16 protein-coding genes are annotated in these 16280 nt (G+C 28.5%); 5 read left to right on the top strand and 11 right to left on the bottom strand.

Features of this window, described 5'->3' with window-relative positions; all coding sequences use genetic code 11:
* Positions 1-17: 17 nt before the first annotated feature.
* Entirely contained in the window at positions 18-1502 is a 1485-nt protein-coding gene (locus Q0617_RS08735) for a cache domain-containing protein (protein WP_298752511.1), read from the bottom strand.
* 127 nt (positions 1503-1629) lie between these two features.
* Here Q0617_RS08735 and Q0617_RS08730 point away from each other — a divergent pair, with 127 nt between their 5' ends.
* Positions 1630-2313 carry a response regulator gene (locus tag Q0617_RS08730; protein ID WP_298752509.1) on the top strand — a complete coding sequence of 228 codons (684 nt, stop codon included), beginning with the start codon at positions 1630-1632 and terminating at the stop codon, positions 2311-2313.
* On the opposite strand, the gene Q0617_RS08725 is transcribed toward Q0617_RS08730, so the two are convergent.
* Both Q0617_RS08725 and Q0617_RS08720 read right to left on the bottom strand, forming a co-directional pair.
* Complete coding sequence (locus tag Q0617_RS08725; protein WP_298752507.1) at positions 2302-3090, bottom strand: EI24 domain-containing protein; 789 nt, start codon at positions 3088-3090, stop codon at positions 2302-2304. The two genes, Q0617_RS08730 and Q0617_RS08725, sit on opposite strands and share 12 nt — an antisense overlap.
* A 6-nt stretch (positions 3091-3096) precedes the next feature.
* Complete coding sequence (locus Q0617_RS08720; RefSeq protein WP_366517901.1) at positions 3097-3942, bottom strand: SPASM domain-containing protein; 846 nt, start codon at positions 3940-3942, stop codon at positions 3097-3099.
* Positions 3943-4080: 138 nt separating this feature from the next.
* On the opposite strand from Q0617_RS08720, the gene Q0617_RS08715 reads away from it, so the two are divergent.
* Complete coding sequence (locus tag Q0617_RS08715) at positions 4081-5370, top strand: DEAD/DEAH box helicase (RefSeq protein WP_298752505.1); 1290 nt, start codon at positions 4081-4083, stop codon at positions 5368-5370.
* Positions 5371-5376: 6 nt separating this feature from the next.
* Positions 5377-5703, top strand: a complete 327-nt coding sequence (locus Q0617_RS08710; protein WP_298752504.1) for a hypothetical protein — start codon at positions 5377-5379, stop codon at positions 5701-5703.
* On the opposite strand, the gene Q0617_RS08705 is transcribed toward Q0617_RS08710, so the two are convergent.
* The 5 genes from Q0617_RS08705 to dgt form a co-directional block, all read right to left on the bottom strand.
* Positions 5704-6234 (bottom strand): 3'-5' exonuclease, encoded by a 531-nt coding sequence (locus Q0617_RS08705; protein ID WP_298752503.1) that lies wholly within the window; start codon positions 6232-6234, stop codon positions 5704-5706.
* A 5-nt stretch (positions 6235-6239) separates the two neighbouring features.
* Positions 6240-8144 carry an EAL domain-containing protein gene (locus tag Q0617_RS08700; RefSeq protein ID WP_298752501.1) on the bottom strand — a complete coding sequence of 635 codons (1905 nt, stop codon included), beginning with the start codon at positions 8142-8144 and terminating at the stop codon, positions 6240-6242.
* Positions 8134-8598 (bottom strand): hypothetical protein, encoded by a 465-nt coding sequence (locus Q0617_RS08695; RefSeq protein ID WP_298752499.1) that lies wholly within the window; start codon positions 8596-8598, stop codon positions 8134-8136. Before Q0617_RS08695 ends, Q0617_RS08700 begins: the two co-directional genes overlap by 11 nt.
* On the bottom strand, positions 8598-10499 hold the full coding sequence (locus Q0617_RS08690; protein ID WP_298752497.1) for a TonB-dependent receptor plug domain-containing protein: 1902 nt from the start codon (positions 10497-10499) through the stop codon (positions 8598-8600). Before Q0617_RS08690 ends, Q0617_RS08695 begins: the two co-directional genes overlap by 1 nt.
* 85 nt (positions 10500-10584) lie before the next feature.
* Positions 10585-12027 (bottom strand): dGTPase, encoded by a 1443-nt coding sequence (gene dgt / locus Q0617_RS08685; protein ID WP_298752495.1) that lies wholly within the window; start codon positions 12025-12027, stop codon positions 10585-10587.
* A 167-nt stretch (positions 12028-12194) separates the two neighbouring features.
* Between dgt and Q0617_RS08680 the strand changes: the two genes are divergently transcribed.
* Both Q0617_RS08680 and Q0617_RS08675 read left to right on the top strand, forming a co-directional pair.
* Complete coding sequence (locus Q0617_RS08680; protein WP_298752492.1) at positions 12195-12758, top strand: DJ-1/PfpI family protein; 564 nt, start codon at positions 12195-12197, stop codon at positions 12756-12758.
* A gap of 64 nt (positions 12759-12822) precedes the next feature.
* Positions 12823-13554, top strand: coding sequence for an IclR family transcriptional regulator (locus Q0617_RS08675; protein WP_298752490.1), 732 nt, complete (start codon positions 12823-12825; stop codon positions 13552-13554).
* A gap of 422 nt (positions 13555-13976) precedes the next feature.
* Here the strand turns inward: Q0617_RS08675 and Q0617_RS08670 are convergent, their stop codons facing one another.
* The 3 genes from Q0617_RS08670 to Q0617_RS08660 form a co-directional block, all read right to left on the bottom strand.
* Positions 13977-14399 (bottom strand): MgtC/SapB family protein, encoded by a 423-nt coding sequence (locus Q0617_RS08670; protein WP_298752550.1) that lies wholly within the window; start codon positions 14397-14399, stop codon positions 13977-13979.
* 118 nt (positions 14400-14517) lie between these two features.
* Entirely contained in the window at positions 14518-14853 is a 336-nt protein-coding gene (locus Q0617_RS08665; RefSeq protein WP_298752488.1) for a hypothetical protein, read from the bottom strand.
* Positions 14854-14966: 113 nt separating this feature from the next.
* Complete coding sequence (locus Q0617_RS08660) at positions 14967-16217, bottom strand: uracil-xanthine permease family protein (RefSeq protein ID WP_298752486.1); 1251 nt, start codon at positions 16215-16217, stop codon at positions 14967-14969.
* Positions 16218-16280: the final 63 nt, after the last annotated feature.

Here is a 16280-nt window from a genome sequence, read left to right as displayed (position 1 = left end):
TCACCCTTTTTTTATATCTATGCAGGAACACTAATTACGAACTTAGCTCCATCTTTTGTATTACGAACTCTTAATTTACCTTTCATGTTTTTATCAATAATTATTTTTGACATATATAATCCAATACCAGTTCCATCACTATCACCTTTTGTTGTAAAATAAGGTTCAAATATTTTACTTTTTGGATTTACTTCAACCCCACCTGCGTTATCTTCTATATATAAGATGATATTATTTTCCTGTTTTTCTGCAAATATTTTTATTAAAGGATTTTCAATATTATTTTGAATCAAAATATCTTTTGCGTTTGAGATTATATTTAATAGTACTTGTTCATACTCATTTATATAAGTATTTAATTTTAATTTCTCATCAACTGTTACCACTACTTTTATGTTATTAAACTCCAAGGCTGAAGATATAATTGTCATTACAGATTTAATTGCATCAATTATATAAAACTCTTCTTTGTCTTTTTTGGGTAAAAAAAAGTTTCTAAAATCATCTATTGTATGAGACATGTAGTCTATTACTACTTCTGCTTCTTTTGATTTTTTATCCATAGACTCTTTATCTAGTTTTTCCATGCTATGTTTAAATTTTATGTTCATCAAAATCGATGAGAGTTCAGAAAGGGGTTGTCTCCATTGGTGAGCAATATTAGATATCATTTCACCCAAAGCTATAAGTCTTGATTTTTGTACTAGTAACTGTTCTTGTTCTCTATTTCTTTCAATCTCTTCTGAAACTCTTTTTTCTAATGTCTCATTTAATTCAATTAGGGCATCTGATTTTGCTTTTACCGCTAATCGGTACTCTTTAAAAAACTCATCTATTCTTTCACTTAAAAGTATAGTCAAAACTATCCCAATAGATAAAAATAGTATAAATAAAAATATGGTTTGAATAGTTTGTGTTTTTACTTTTCTTTTTAAATCTTCTTTTTTTATAGCAATATCATTTTCAATATCGTCAATATAAACCCCTACTGCAATAACCCAGTTCCAATTTTCATAAAGTTTAAAGTATGAGAGTTTCTGATTTATTTGAGGGGATAAATATTTTTTATATGCATATTGGGTAAAAGACTCACCTTTTGTTCTTATATCATTTAAAAAATCTTCTCTAAATTTTTTTCCATTTGCATCTTCATAATTTGTAGAAATTACAGTACCTACCAAATCTAGTCTGTTAGGGTTAACTAATAATTTAGCAAACTTATCGCCACCATTCATATCTAAAATTTCATAAACAAAAATATAGTTACCCCTTGAAGTTTCAAAGGATATATTATTTAAAAGTCGTATTGTTTCATTTTTTAACTCTTGCTCCGTACTACCACTTTTTGTAGCATTATATTTTATGATATCATTTACAACATCTATTTGTTTTTTCAGAAGTGCTTTTTGATTAGAATAGTAGTCATTTACGAACTTATTAAGCTCTATTTCAAAATCTGAATAAGTGTTTTTTACGTAAAAATATGATATAAGTGATATCATAGTTATCATAATTACTATGAAAACATATATGATTATTTTGGATATATTTTTTTCGGTTACTAAAGGCAAGTTAACTCCATTTATAATAATTATATATTTTAACATATCTTTTATTACAAGGTATCCAATGGATTATACTCTAGTAAATCAACTAAGAAGTTTTACCCTGCTTTATGCAGAAGATGAAGCTGGTATTCAAAATAATATTTTTGAAATTCTTGATTGTATGTTTAAAGACATATACTTAGCTAAAGATGGCGAAGAAGCTTATAAATTATATTTAGAAAAGAAACCTGATTTAATTATTACAGATATAAAAATGCCAAAAATGAATGGACTTGAACTAGTTAAAAAAATAAGAGAAACAAATCCAAAGGTTCGAGTTATAATAACTTCTGCACATACTGATTTAGATTATTTATTAGATGCTACAGAACTTCACTTAGTAAAATATATAGTAAAACCAATCACAGAAGAGAAATTAACCCTTGCATTTAAAGCATTTATTGATAGTTTTGAAAATAGCACTATTTTTAATCTTATTCCATCATGGATTTATGACGAAAGTAAAGCTTTAATAAAAGGCCCAAATGAAGAATTTATTCTTACAAAAAAAGAGAATGTATTTTTAAAAATGCTTATTGTAAAAGGGCGAATAATAACATACCATGAAATAGAAAATATCCTTTGGGAAGAGACCTCTGTCATGACACAAAATGCCCTAAGACTCTTTATTAAAAACTTACGAAAGAAGCTTCCAAAAGATATATTAAAAAATATTCAAGGCACAGGATATCGCTTAAATATCTAGCCTATTTTGTCTTATCTTTTCTAACTCTACAAAATATGCATTTGTTAAATAAACAACATAAAATACCGTAGAAAAAAGTGTTATAAAAGGTATCATAGAGATTAAATATAATGCTAAAGTTCTAGTTCTAAATAGATTCTTTTTATTTCTATATATCTCTTTATATTCAGCAGAACTAAGCATCGTAGAAGTTATATCAAAATTCAAAAGCTTATGAAAAAAGTAATATATTGGTAAATTAAAAGCAACTATATTTACTAAAGGTATAAAATAAAAAGGTATAAAAAGTATAAATAAAAATAGCATAACAACTATACTTTTAACTGCCACCCAAATAGGTGAAATGATTGAGCCATGAGCTTTTAAATCCATATTTGGATAGTTTCTTTTTCTCAAAGTTTCTATTATCATTGGAGTTAAAAATCCAATAATAATCAAAGTTGTAAAAATAGAAAAGAATAATATAAATAGTGTACCAATAGTAAAAAGTAAAAAACCTGCTAACCAAGCTGTAATTGAATATTGTAAAAGAAAGGTCAAAACATTAACTGCCCAAACATAATAAAATGGTGCATTGGGATCAACTGTAAACTCTTCTCCATTTTGTACTTGAATTATAACTTGATCAAGTGAAGATAGACTATAATCCGCAAGTCCCATAAAAAATACAATCATTACAAAGACAGTAATAAGAAGTGGAATAATAGCAATCTTTAATATTGCAGGTGTAAAAAAATCACCTAAACTCTTTTTTACTAACTCTATTTCACCCAACATAAGTCCTTATTTATCAAATCTTGTTCTATATGAACACTTTTGGCAAAGTTCTTCAATTACCTCGCCATTTTTAAAACCATCTTTTATATCTATTACTCTTTTTGATTTCAAAATATTTTCCAATCCATCTTCAAATACATTGCCTAAGTTTATGCAAGCATCTTTGTCCAAACAACAAGGAACAACATCACCATTAGCTAATATTCCAAAGTGAGAATCTAAACCATAACAAAAACCTTTGTTTGATACAAACTCATTTTCTAAGCTTGGCCATTCAAAATAATCATCAAAATTAAAAAATATTTTTCTTGCAACTCTTATATTTTTAGGTTTTGCCACATAAAATTGGTCAATATCTAAACTTATATCAAAATACTCAAAGGCTTTTTTAAAAACCTCACGATTAAACTCTTTTGCGCTTTTTGCATCATCAAAATTCCAAACTCTAAGATTTATGAAAAAATCAACTTCTTTTTCTAAAGCATATTTACAAAAGTCAAAAATAGGAGTTAAATACTCATCTAAACTATTTTTATGACTATTTCCATTGTATGAATTTACAGAAAAATTTATTTGTCTAATTGCATCATTTGTTAAAGTTTCATATTGTTCTTCTTTTAGGTTATATCCTGTGGTTGTAAGATTTACTTTAAGGGCATATTTTTTACTAATATCTAAATAATCATTTAAATTTGAAAGTACTAGTGGATCCCCTACTACATGATATGCTAGCTCTTTTGTAACATTTACTAACTCTTTATTTAGTAAGTCAAACTTATCTAAAGGCATTGTAACATTTGGTAGGGTTTTTGGAGGACAAAATGAACATTTTAGATTACAAATATTTGTTATTTCTACGTGAACTTTCTTAAACTTTTTGATACTTTACCTTTTCTTGATAGTTAAAATTGAGATATTATACACTATTTGATATAATCACTCTTTTAAAATATAAAACTAAAAGGAATTGTTATCAAAACATTCAACACTATGAACCTTTGTGCACAAATACAAAAAGCTCTTGAAGAAGAAGGATATGAAAATCCAACTGATATTCAAGAAAAAGCAATACCTGTTTTACTTAAAAACAGTGATGTAATTGCAACTGCACAAAGTGGTACAGGAAAAACTGCTGCCTTTGTACTTCCTATTTTACAAAAACTTTTTGAGACAAAAGATGCAGACCCTAGTAAAAAAAGAGTTTTAAGAAGTCTGATTTTAGTTCCAACAAGAGAATTAGCAAAACAAATAGAAAAAAGTATCTCATATTATGGAAGACATTTAGATATTAAACAAACTATTGTTGTGGGAGGATTAAGTCATAAAGAACAGATAAGAAAAATAGAGTCTGGGATTGATGTACTTGTTGCAACACCTGGAAGACTAATTGACCATATAAATACAAAATCTGTAGACTTGTCAAGTATAAACAATCTAGTTCTTGATGAAGCAGATACTATGCTTGAAATGGGATTTTTAAAAGAGATTGAACTAATATTCTCTAACTGTGCAAAAACAAGACAAATATCTATGTTCTCTGCAACTATAAACCAAAACATAAAAAAACTTGCAAAAGAGTTTTTACATAAACCTGTAGTAATAGAAGTTTCATCTCAACGTTCAAGCGTAGATATAATTGACCAACAAATATATTTAATGGATGAAGATAAAAAAGTAGAATTTTTATCATATTTAATTGGCTCAGAGAATTGGGAACAAGTGCTAGTATTTGTAAATACAAAAGCAAAAGCCGATGAAATAACTGAACAATTTAATCTAGATGGATTAAAGACTGCTTGTATTCATGGAGATATAAAACAGCCAGTTCGTGCAAGAGCTCTTGAAGGATTTAAAACTAAAACATTAAGAGTTCTAGTTGCTACAGATATTGCAGCACGTGGTATTGATATAGAGCTACTTCCAAATGTTGTAAACTTTGAACTACCAGAAACAGTAGTTGATTATACACACAGAATAGGAAGAACAGGAAGAGCAGGAAACCCAGGCGTTGCTACAACACTTTTATGTGTAAAAGAGTACAAACAGATGGCTGAAATCGAAAAAGAGCTAATCATAAATATACCAAGACTTACCCACGATGAATATGAACTAACAGAAAAACAACCTAGAGTTGCAAGGTTTAAAGCTAAACCTCTTAGTCAGAAGAAAGGTTTAAGAGATAAATTTAAAAAGCCTAAAGATAAGGCTCAACTGCCAAAAAAAGCAGCAAAAAAGAAAAAAACAACAAAAAGAGATACTAATAGAAGCTTCGGGAGATAAGATATGATGGAAATGATTTTAAACAAAAATGATTTAGTAGTAGGTGCAAGTTTTGAAAATGGAACTATTCAAGACTATGTTGATGAATCAAACACTTATGGACTAATTAGAATCGAAGATACAACAGTAAATTGGTTCTTGTTTAATAAAGATGATTCTACAGAAGATATGCAAGAACTTTATGAGAAAGTTACAAAAGATGAAAATCATTTTATCAAAAATGATTTTGGAGAAGAAGTTGTACTTTTTGATAAAAAAGGAACTGTTTCATTTGAAGACTTTATTGAAAAAGTAGATGAGTATTTGGATGTTGAATTAGTAAATGCTTTATAGTCATTTACTAATTTTTCTTTTCATTCTTTTTAAAATCTCATAGGTTTTAGTTACATCATATGTGGCACTATGATGTTTATCTTCATCAAAATCAATTCCATAATAAAAACAGACCTCATCCAATGTAGGGTTTTTAATCTGTCCATTTTTATTTAAGGCTTTTACAAATTGTTTATTCTCTTTCATAGTACAAATATGATTTTGAAACTTTACAATATCTCTTAAATGACGAAGCTCAAAACTTATATTATGGGCCACCAAAGTCTTAACTCCAGAGCAAAACTCAACAAAATCTTCATCTTCTTTAAAATAAGAAGCATAATTTGACTTTTTACGTATATTTAAAATAGCTTCAGGAGTAAGCTTATGCACTTCATAGGAGTATTGGTTTACAGGATAACGAGAAAGGTAATATCTATGAAACTTATCCTTTAGTACATATTCTCCATCAATTAGCTCTAAGCGTACAGCTGCTGCTTCTATTACATCATGTTCATTATGGGAGTTTGTTTCAAAGTCTAAAATTATCATGCTTATTAACTTTTTTCATAGGCAGTTGGCTTAGAGAAATGATATCCTTGAGAGTACTCAATTCCTAAAGATTCAACTTTCTCAAAAATCTCTTTACTACATACATACTCTGCTACAAGTTTTATTTTCGCTTCTTTTGCAAAAGCAACAATACTTTTTACCAATAAAAATGAAACTTCATCTTCAAGTATCTTTTTTATAATAGTGCCATCTATTTTAATATAGTCAGTTTTTATTTCAGTAAGATAAATAAAGTTTGAATATCCACTTCCAAAGTCATCAATAAAGATCTTATATTCTAAGTTTTTAAGCATAAGAAGGTTTTCTTTGGCATCTTCACAAAGCATTATATCTTCACTCTCAACAACTTCTAAACCTAATCTATTAGCAATATTTTTGTCGTTTGCATAATTTTTTAAAATAGTTAAAATAGAGTCATTTATAATATCTTGTGGATTGATATTTACATTAATTTTTATTTTATCATCTTCTAAAAGTCTTTTATAACAAATATCTAGAACATATTTTGTAATATTTCTTAAAATAAATGTTCCTTTTATCACTGGTAAAATTTTATCAGGTGTTATTATCGTCCCATCATTTGCTACTATTCGTAAAAGTGCTTCATAATGTGAGACCTCTTTTGTTTTTGTATCAACAATTGCTTGATAAAAACAAACTACCCTATCCTCTTCCATAGCCTCTTTTATCTCATTTATAGAAAGACAAGCATTATTAATATTTTCTTTCTCGTCATAGATTTCAATAGTATTTCTACCCTTATTTTTTGCATTATATAGTGCAATGTCTGCCAACTTAAAAGCATCAGAAAAGTTTTTTGATTTTTGTGGTACGAGATTAACTCCAATTGAAACAGTAACATCAATGTAGTCTTTTTTGCTTATATAAAACTTTTTATTTTGAATATTTGTAAAAACTCTCTCAATTACATTAAGTGCACTCAGGTGTTCATCCCTTGATACTTTTGCTAAAATTACAAACTCTTCTCCACCATACCTAATGGTAATATCATCTTTACTTCTAATAGTAAGTAAAATTGTATTTGCAACTTCTCTTAATATTTTATCCCCTATATCATGACCATAGGTATCATTAACTTTTTTAAAATAGTCAATATCTAAAGTTGCCAAGATATAATCATCTAGATTAATGAAGTCTTCCAACTCTTGTAAATAGTTTCTATTGTATACATTAGTTAGTTTATCTATATATGCTGTTTTTTTAACTGCTGCATATTTTATTGTTTGAATAATAAGAATAATTAAAAATATTGAAGCAATAAATATTATTCCTAATATACCATTTTTCATTAGTCGAATTATATTATTAATATCTTCAACTTTTTTAATTGAAAAATCAATTGATAAAATCATTTTCACTTCATTTTTATAAAAAACTGGAACTAAATAGGTAATAGATAACTCATGTAAAACATCATGTTCTATAACTTGAGGCTCTTTTTTATCAAATATCTCAAGCCATTTTTTATCATCAACATCAAACTTTTGATTAAAAAATGCTTTTTCTTCAGGCTTTGAACCATCTGCTAAAAATCTAAATATTCCTTTATCATCCCTATATAATAAATATGCATATTTTATATTTTTTGTTAGTAGCGTTCTTAAGTTTGTTTCAATTCTTTTTTGTAAAGATTCATTTTCTTTTATATCTTTTACATAATCATTACTATTTTTAAAATACTCTTCGATTTCGTGGGCATTGTTTTTAGCGATTGAGATGACATCAAAAGTAGAAATATTTAGCATCTTTTTTTCTATTTTTTCTTCTAATTTTATAGTTCCATATAATAACAAGGCAAGGACACAAGATACTAAAATAGTCAGGAGTATTATTTGTAAAGGATTCTTTATAAAAGAGTTATCTTTCATCAAAGTCCTCAACAAACTGCTTATAATCACTTGGTAATTTTATATTTCTTTGTTTAAGTCTTGTTTTTATAAAAACAATATTAGGTCTACTCTTATTCCAAAAGAATGCTCCGTAAAATCTCTTATCAGATAACAATCTTCTGTAATTATTTGTAAAAAATAGTTTATTATTTTCAGAACATAAACTATCAGTACTAATTACTTTTTTAACAAATACAAAGTTTGAACTTTCACAACTTTCACTTAGTGTAAAATATTTTGAATAAATATTTTTTTCCATATCTGAAATATTTGGAATAAAAAGTTTTATTTCATCTTTTATAGAGTTTTTTGCAATCTTAACTATTATCTTAGCTTCAAGGTCTATTTCTTTATCATACTCTTTTACTAAAAAAGTATATTGGGAAGAAAAAGCCAATGATATAAATGCAAGTGTTAATATTATAATTCTCATTAGAATACCCACTTCATTGTTAAGCTAACACTTCTACCATAATCTTTTGTAGCAAAAGTCTCACTTGTTGTTCCATCTACATTTAGGGATTGAGTAGATTTATCAAGAAGGTTTTCACCTTTTAAACTCAAAGTTAAATCTTTTGTTATGTTATAAGTTGACCCAACACTTAAATCAAAGGCACTACTAACATGAACATTTTTATAATCAAAAGCACTTTTATAATTTAAAGATGTAAAGTATTGAAACTTGTTATATTCACCCATGTACTTTGCATATCCACCTCTTTGTGAATTGTTTGGTATTTCACTCAAATTAGTTAGATAATAGTTTAGTTTAAGTTTGTTTTCTTCAGAAAATTTGTACTCATAATCAAAAATCACACCTTCTGTTTTTATTGTATGATCTACATTTACATATCCCACAGAAGCTAAATATATAAAATCATCTATATTTACATGGTCATAAGTAATCCCAAATTTTGAATTTTCTGTAGTAAAGACTCCTTCAACAGTATAAATTTCATATTTTTGATCTTTTAAATTTTTATTTGTGGGTAATGCAAAATCCACATTAGAAAAGAGTTGAGGCACTGTAGTTTTTGTATAAAAACTTTTTAATCCAAAGTTTTCAAATGGAGTATAAATTGTCCCTACTCTGTAAAGATTATAGGTATTATCACTTACAAGACCACTTCTTTTATACTGATCAACTTTAACATTTCCAATTAGTATCAAGTCATCTTTTACTTTGTAATCATCTTGTAGTAAAAAGGAACGAACACTTTCTTTATCAAAATCATTTAATTGTCCAATGTCAACAAAAGTCCCTGCATTAACTATTGTTCTATTTTTTACTTCATATTTTTTATTTTCCACACTAATTGCTGCTAAAATATTATTTTTTTTGTATTCAAAAGATTTAGAAAGGTATGCATTTGTTTTTGTAAACTCTAGCTTCTCATTAACCTTTGTTATATTTGGGTAAAGATTAGGAGGCATATTAAATGGAATTAGTGATATTTTTTCATCATTTATTTCACTATATTCTCTTGTTTGTTTTCCTATAGAAACGCTAGCTTTTATTGACTTATCATCAAGAAAATATTTTGTCACTCCTAAAAAATAATCCTTAGATAAAAGTTCACCACTATTTGGAACTACATCTTTTGATTGTCCCATATAATTATCTTTTTTCACATCTGAATATCCAAAGTTAACAGTTGTAGTATCATTTTGAACATCTAAGTATAGATATCTTCTATGGGTATCATTATAAAGCTTTCTATTTTTATAGGTTGAATCATCTTTTAATTTTGTATTATTAGCATATAACAAATATGACCAATCATTTCCAAGTTGTGAGGAGTATGTAAAACCATTGGAATGAGAGCTACTGTTAGATACGGTAGATGTTAGTTCAGCACCGTTTTCTTTTAAAGGTGATTTTGTATAAAGCCTTATAAAATATATCCCACTATCATTACCTAAAGCAAATGAGCTTTCACCATAATATATCTCAATATGGTCTATGAAATCTAAAGGTAAATCACCCCAAGAAAGAAATGGTGATTTGCTATACGCAGAGCTAATTTCATGGTCGTCAATAAAAAATCTAAAAAAACCACTAGTTGTAGTCTTACTTCCAGCAAGTGAGGGATTATATACTCCATAACGATTTTTATTTAGAGTAAAAAGAGGAAGTTCTTTTAAGATATCACTTAACTTATTATATTGCATTAGCTGAATATCTTTTTGTGAGTAGATGTAAACATGTCCCATCTTCTCATCTACTGTTTTCAAAGATTTTTCGGTAGTTGTTTCATAATCATGAAGTAGTGATTCTAGAGTATCAGATAACAAAGTTGCAAAAAGTAAACAAAATAGTATTATCAGTCTCATTTATATCCAATATATTAATTAAAGGTTATATTTTATCAAAGATAACTTTAATTTAGCTCATATAATAATTGTAATAATTTTGTACTTATCTAGCATCAAAAGCTGATAAAACCTTATATTCATTATAAGCAAAATCATCTGTCATGCCTGTAACATAATCAATAATAAGTCTTGTTCTATAATACCACTCTTCTAACTTATACTTTTCAATATCCTCTTTTGATAGTTTTGCTGTTGCACTTTTATATGCAACAATATGTTTTGAAGACAACCTTTTAATAAGTCGTTGAGACATAAAACAAGATATTCTTTTGTCATCCACTAAATCTTCAAATTCACTAAAGTCAAGTTTTAATAAGGCAGAATAAGTATCTAAAAGTGTAGTTAGTATTTTATGTCCCTTTAACTCTAAAGTCTGAACATCTTTATTATTGTAAATATATTTCACAGAGATATTTTGTAAAACTGTTATTGCTTTTGTATATTTGCTTTGTTTATCAAACTCCAATAAAGCACTATCAAATCTACCTGCAAAAATATCCTCATGGTTATTTAGATATACACTTGAAACATGTTCCACTAAAGCATGGGTTAGTTTAGCTCTTGTTAAAGTCCAAAAAAGATTGAATTGATAAGGTTCATCCTCTTTGTCTTTTGCTTTTTTATAAAAAACATCTACAAGGTCTAACAAATAAGTTTCATCTAATTCTTCACACTCTTTTTTTATGAGATTGTATATTTGTTCAAAGTCTAATATCCCCTTATCAACAGCATCCTCTAAATCTGCATTTAAGTAGCTTATATCATCAGCAGCTTCCATAATATAAGTTATAGGAAAACGATGCCCTATATTAGTATCTAATGCTTCATAAATATTTTCTACAAGCTCTTTTTCACTGTAATAAAAGCCTGGTTTCTTTTTTATATAATATAACTCTTCATCTTTTGTAGGTTTTGGTTCAAATGCACCTCTTGTATACTTTATCACTGATGCCATTTGAGAATAAGATAGATTTAGTCTTTGAAGTTTTGATATTACTCTTATAGCTTGTGCATTTCCATCATAGTTGCAAATATCTCTTACTAACATCTCTTTAAAAGACCTATTTTTATCCCCTACTTCAATCAAATTATCTAAAATCTTAACTCCACTATTTTGCATCCAAGAGTTTATTGCAACTTCGGCAAAGTGTCCAAAGGGAGGATTGCCAATATCATGTAGTAAACTTGTCATTTCAGCAGTGGATATAAAAACATCTTTTAACTCATCTAATCCATACTTCCCTTCACACTTTTTTATAATTGTTTTCGCAATAAATCTAGCAGATTGGGATACTTCTAAAGAGTGTGTTAGCCTACTTCGTACAGCTGCATTTAACTCTAATGGAAAAACTTGTGTTTTCTTTTGCAATCTTCTAAGAGCGGGGGCTGATAGTATTCGTCCTCTGTCACTTTCAGTTGAAATATCAATATCACTCATGGGATAGAGTTCTCTGTGTAAAGTTAATTTTTTATTATAATCTATCATCTATATTTATCTTTTAATTTTATTTTTTTTATTATATCTTTTTTAAGATTTTATGCAAAATAGTATTGTAGTTGCACAATATGCAACTAGAAAAAACTAATCCAAAAATAAATTAATTATTAAAATTTAATGCTATAAAATTAAACAATTAACAAAAAGGAGATTTTATGTCAAAAAAAATACTTATTATTGCTGGGGATTTTGTTGAAGATTATGAAATGATGGTTCCATTTCAATGTCTTTTAATGTTAGGTCATAGTGTTGATGTTGTTTGTCCTAATAAAAAAGAAGGGGAACAAATCAAAACTGCAATTCATGATTTTGAAGGTGATCAAACCTATAGTGAAAAACCTGGTCATAATTTTACATTAAATGCTACTTTTGATGAGATTGATGAAAATAGCTATGATGCACTTTTGATTCCTGGTGGACGAGCTCCTGAATACATAAGATTAACCCCAAGAGTTTTAGAGATAGTTCAAAACTTCAACTCAAAAAATAAACCTATAGCTTCTGTTTGTCATGGAGTTCAAGTATTAGTTGCAGCGGGAATTGTTAAAGATAGAACTTGTTCTTGTTATCCAGCTTGTGCACCTGATCTTACTACAAATGGTGGAAAATGGGCAGATATTGGCTTTGAAGATGCATATGTGGATGGAAACTTAGTAACAGCTGCTGCTTGGCCAGCACATCCAAAATGGCTTGCAAAATTCAACGAACTTCTTGTTTAAAACTTTATAACAGAACTGCAAAAGTAGTTCTGTTATTTGATATAATAAATTAAAAAGAGTTATTATGTCAACTAACAAATCTTTTACAAAAGGTTTACACGTTTACAAGACAATAGTAAATCATGGTAAACCTATCTTAGCAAAACAGTTATGTGAAAAATTAAACATAGAAAAAAGCACCATGTCAAGACTTCTAAAAACTCTCTATGAAGAAGGCTTTATAACATATTTAGAAAAATCAAATGAAATCATAGCTACAGATATAAATAGCTCTACAAACAATAAAACAAGAATAGAACTTATGGTAAAAAAAACAAAAGCTTTACTAGAAGAGATCTACTCCATCACAAATGAGTGCTCATATTTAGGTATCTTTGATAATTACAAGATTTTATATCTAAATCAATTTGATAACTCAGATAGGAAAATAAAAACAAGAAATAAAATAGGACTACAAGCTCCTCTACACACCAACGCCTTAGGAAAATCCATCCTAGCTTTTGGAAACTATGATTTACAAAAAATAAAACTAAACTCATACACACATAACACCATCACAAATATTGCAAGTCTAGAAAACATCTTAAATGATGTGAGAGAAAAAGGTTACTCAATAGATGACAAAGAGTATCAAGATGGGATGAGATGTGTTGCTGTTCCCCTATTCAATCATCAAAATATACTTATAGGTGCAGTTGGAATATCTGGCACAAAAGATAGATTGACTCTTGAAAAGTCCCATGAGTCTGGGGAGATGCTTTTGGATATTGTTAATAAGTATTCTATTGTTTTGTGAAACATTCTCTTGAAAAGCAAAGCTTTCCGCTTTCTCACTTTTTAGTTGTAAAAAGTAAGACAAAAAGCAACCAGACGAGTTGATGAAGGCAAAGTCTGTAAAGAATTAAAGTTTGAACTATCGTATGTAAATTTAGCAAATAGAAATTACAAATCTAGACAAATCAAAAATGCAAATGTCATTATCCCACCTTTGATTTCCAACATTTGCAAAAGCCGAGCGTTTATTTTTCTCTTTTCTAAACAAGATTGGAAACTGTTTGAGTGTTTAAAAGTTGCTAAGTGCAAGTTTTAATAAATGAGTTTTGCCAAGCAGAAAAGATAAAAATAATAAGTGAGGGAACCCAAAGGGCTTTGAAACTCTGTTGGTGGCTTTCTTGTTTCTTCTTTGCCATCAAAGAAGAAAAGTGCCAAAACCTTTAATTATGAGTACTTCTTCTTAAACGGTTTGGCAAAATTAAAAATAAGAAAGCCTACAAGAGACAATACAATAGCGATTTCATAACGACTATAGGCTACTGATATTCCAATAGCCCCAGTAATCCATAAACCTGCTGCTGTTGCAGTACCCTGTGTGCCTTCTTTACTTTTAAAGATAGCTCCACCACCAATAAAGCCCATACCAGTGATGATACCATACATTACTCTTGCCTCAGCATCAGAACCTTCATACACACTCATACCAACAAGCATAAAGGCACATGATGAAATAGCTACCAGAGGAAAAGTTCTCAACCCTGCACCTCGATCATTTAATTCTCGATTGAGAGCTATGGGAAGTGCTAGTAAAAATGTAGCTCCCAACTGAAATAAATGAAATATGATTAAATCTAGCTCTAATTGCATATTAAACATAATTAGGCTCCTTTTTCATAACTGTCATTAATAATATATTTTATATAAAACAGCCTTAAATTAGTAATACAATATACAAAAAAAGAGTTTTAAAGGAAAATGAGATTTGTTAAGAGTATATTTTTTCTGCTTTTGATAAATGATTTTTCTTACAGGTTTTACATATTAGATGAAATACTGCTTCATTTTCTTCACAACTAACACAAGGATTAGAAAGGGATGGCGAGTCTTTAAATGATATTTTCTTTTTTGCATTTTTATTTGCCATAAATGCTACATTTAAGATGGGGTCTAATTGTAGTTTTTTTAAAACTTTTTGAGAAGTATACAAGTTCCTAGATACTGCTCTTCTTACCTTATAGTGCGATGACTTTGAGAGTTTTTTCAACTCTTTTGAATCTACACTTTTATTAGCTAATTCAATATCTTTAATAAGTTTTTTCATTTTATTTTTTCCTCTTTTATCAACTAGTGCCATTTTAAATTAAAATGGTATCAATATAGTGACAAGAGAAAAATTTATACAAAGATGATAAAAGGAGCTAATACTCCTTTTATCTAAATAATATGGTCTTCTTTTCGTGGCTGTGGAAGAATAAGATTTAAAAATATACCAGTGATTGCTCCAAGCCCAATTCCTGAAAATGAAACACCCCAGAAATTAAATGTCATACCACCTATTGAGAAAACTAAAATCATAGAAACAATAACTAAGTTTCTAGGACAGTTGAAGTCGATATTTGCTCGCACTAGCGTAGATATACCTACACTTGCAATAATTCCAAAAAGTAATAACATAATCCCACCCATAACTGGAACTGGAATAGTTGCTAATACACCACCTAGTTTTCCAACAAAGGCTAAAATAATTGCTGCAATTGCTGCCCAAGTCATAATTGCAGGATTAAATGCTTTTGTAACTGTAACAGCCCCTGTTACTTCTGAGTATGTTGTATTTGGTGGACCACCAAAAAGTGAAGCAACTGATGTTGCTAAACCATCACCTAAAAGAGTGTTTTTTAGTCCTGGTTTTTTAAGATAATCAACTTTTGTAACATTTGAGATAGCTAACATATCTCCGATGTGTTCAATTGCAGGTGCAATTGCTATTGGAAGTATGAAAATAATAGCTTGCCAGTTAAACTCTGGTGCTGTAAAGTTTGGTATTGCAAACCAAGAGGCTTTTGCAACTATTGAAAAATCAACTATACCAAAAAATACTGAGACAATATATCCTACTATTATGGCACCTAAAATAGGAATTAATCTAAACACACCTTTTCCTAAAAGTGAAATAAATACCATAGTAAAAAGTGAAATCATAGAGATAATAATTGCTGTGTCAAAAGGAACTAATGCAATAGCTCCATCACCAGTTTTCCCCATGGCCATATTTACAGCAACAGGAGATAAAATAAGTCCAATAGAGATAATTACAGGACCAACCACCACTGCTGGTAAAAGTTTATGAATAAAACCATCACCTTTTAATCTAATTATAAAACTAAGAATCAGATAAAATAAACCAGCAACAACAAGACCTGACATAGTTGCAGCGATTCCCCATGTTTTTACACCATATGAAATAGGAGCGATAAAAGCAAAAGATGAAGCTAAAAATATAGGAGGTACAGCACCTCTGTTTACCAATTGAAATACTAAAGTACCAATTCCAGCAGTAAAAAGTGCAACATTGGCATCAAGTCCTGTTAAAATTGGTACAAGAACAAGTGCACCAAAAGCAACAAATAAAAACTGTATACCTAAAATAGAATCTTTTATCCTAAAATTATAATCTGTGGGTTTCATTCATCCTCTTTTTTGTTAAAATTACTGAGTATAATAACCAAACATTGGTTAATACTTTGTGAA

It is taken from the genome of uncultured Arcobacter sp., assembly GCF_937982575.1.
Classification (GTDB): Bacteria; Campylobacterota; Campylobacteria; order Campylobacterales; family Arcobacteraceae; genus Arcobacter.
The sequence above is the reverse complement of the archived record's forward strand: the minus strand, read 5'-3'. Positions and strand labels throughout refer to the sequence as shown.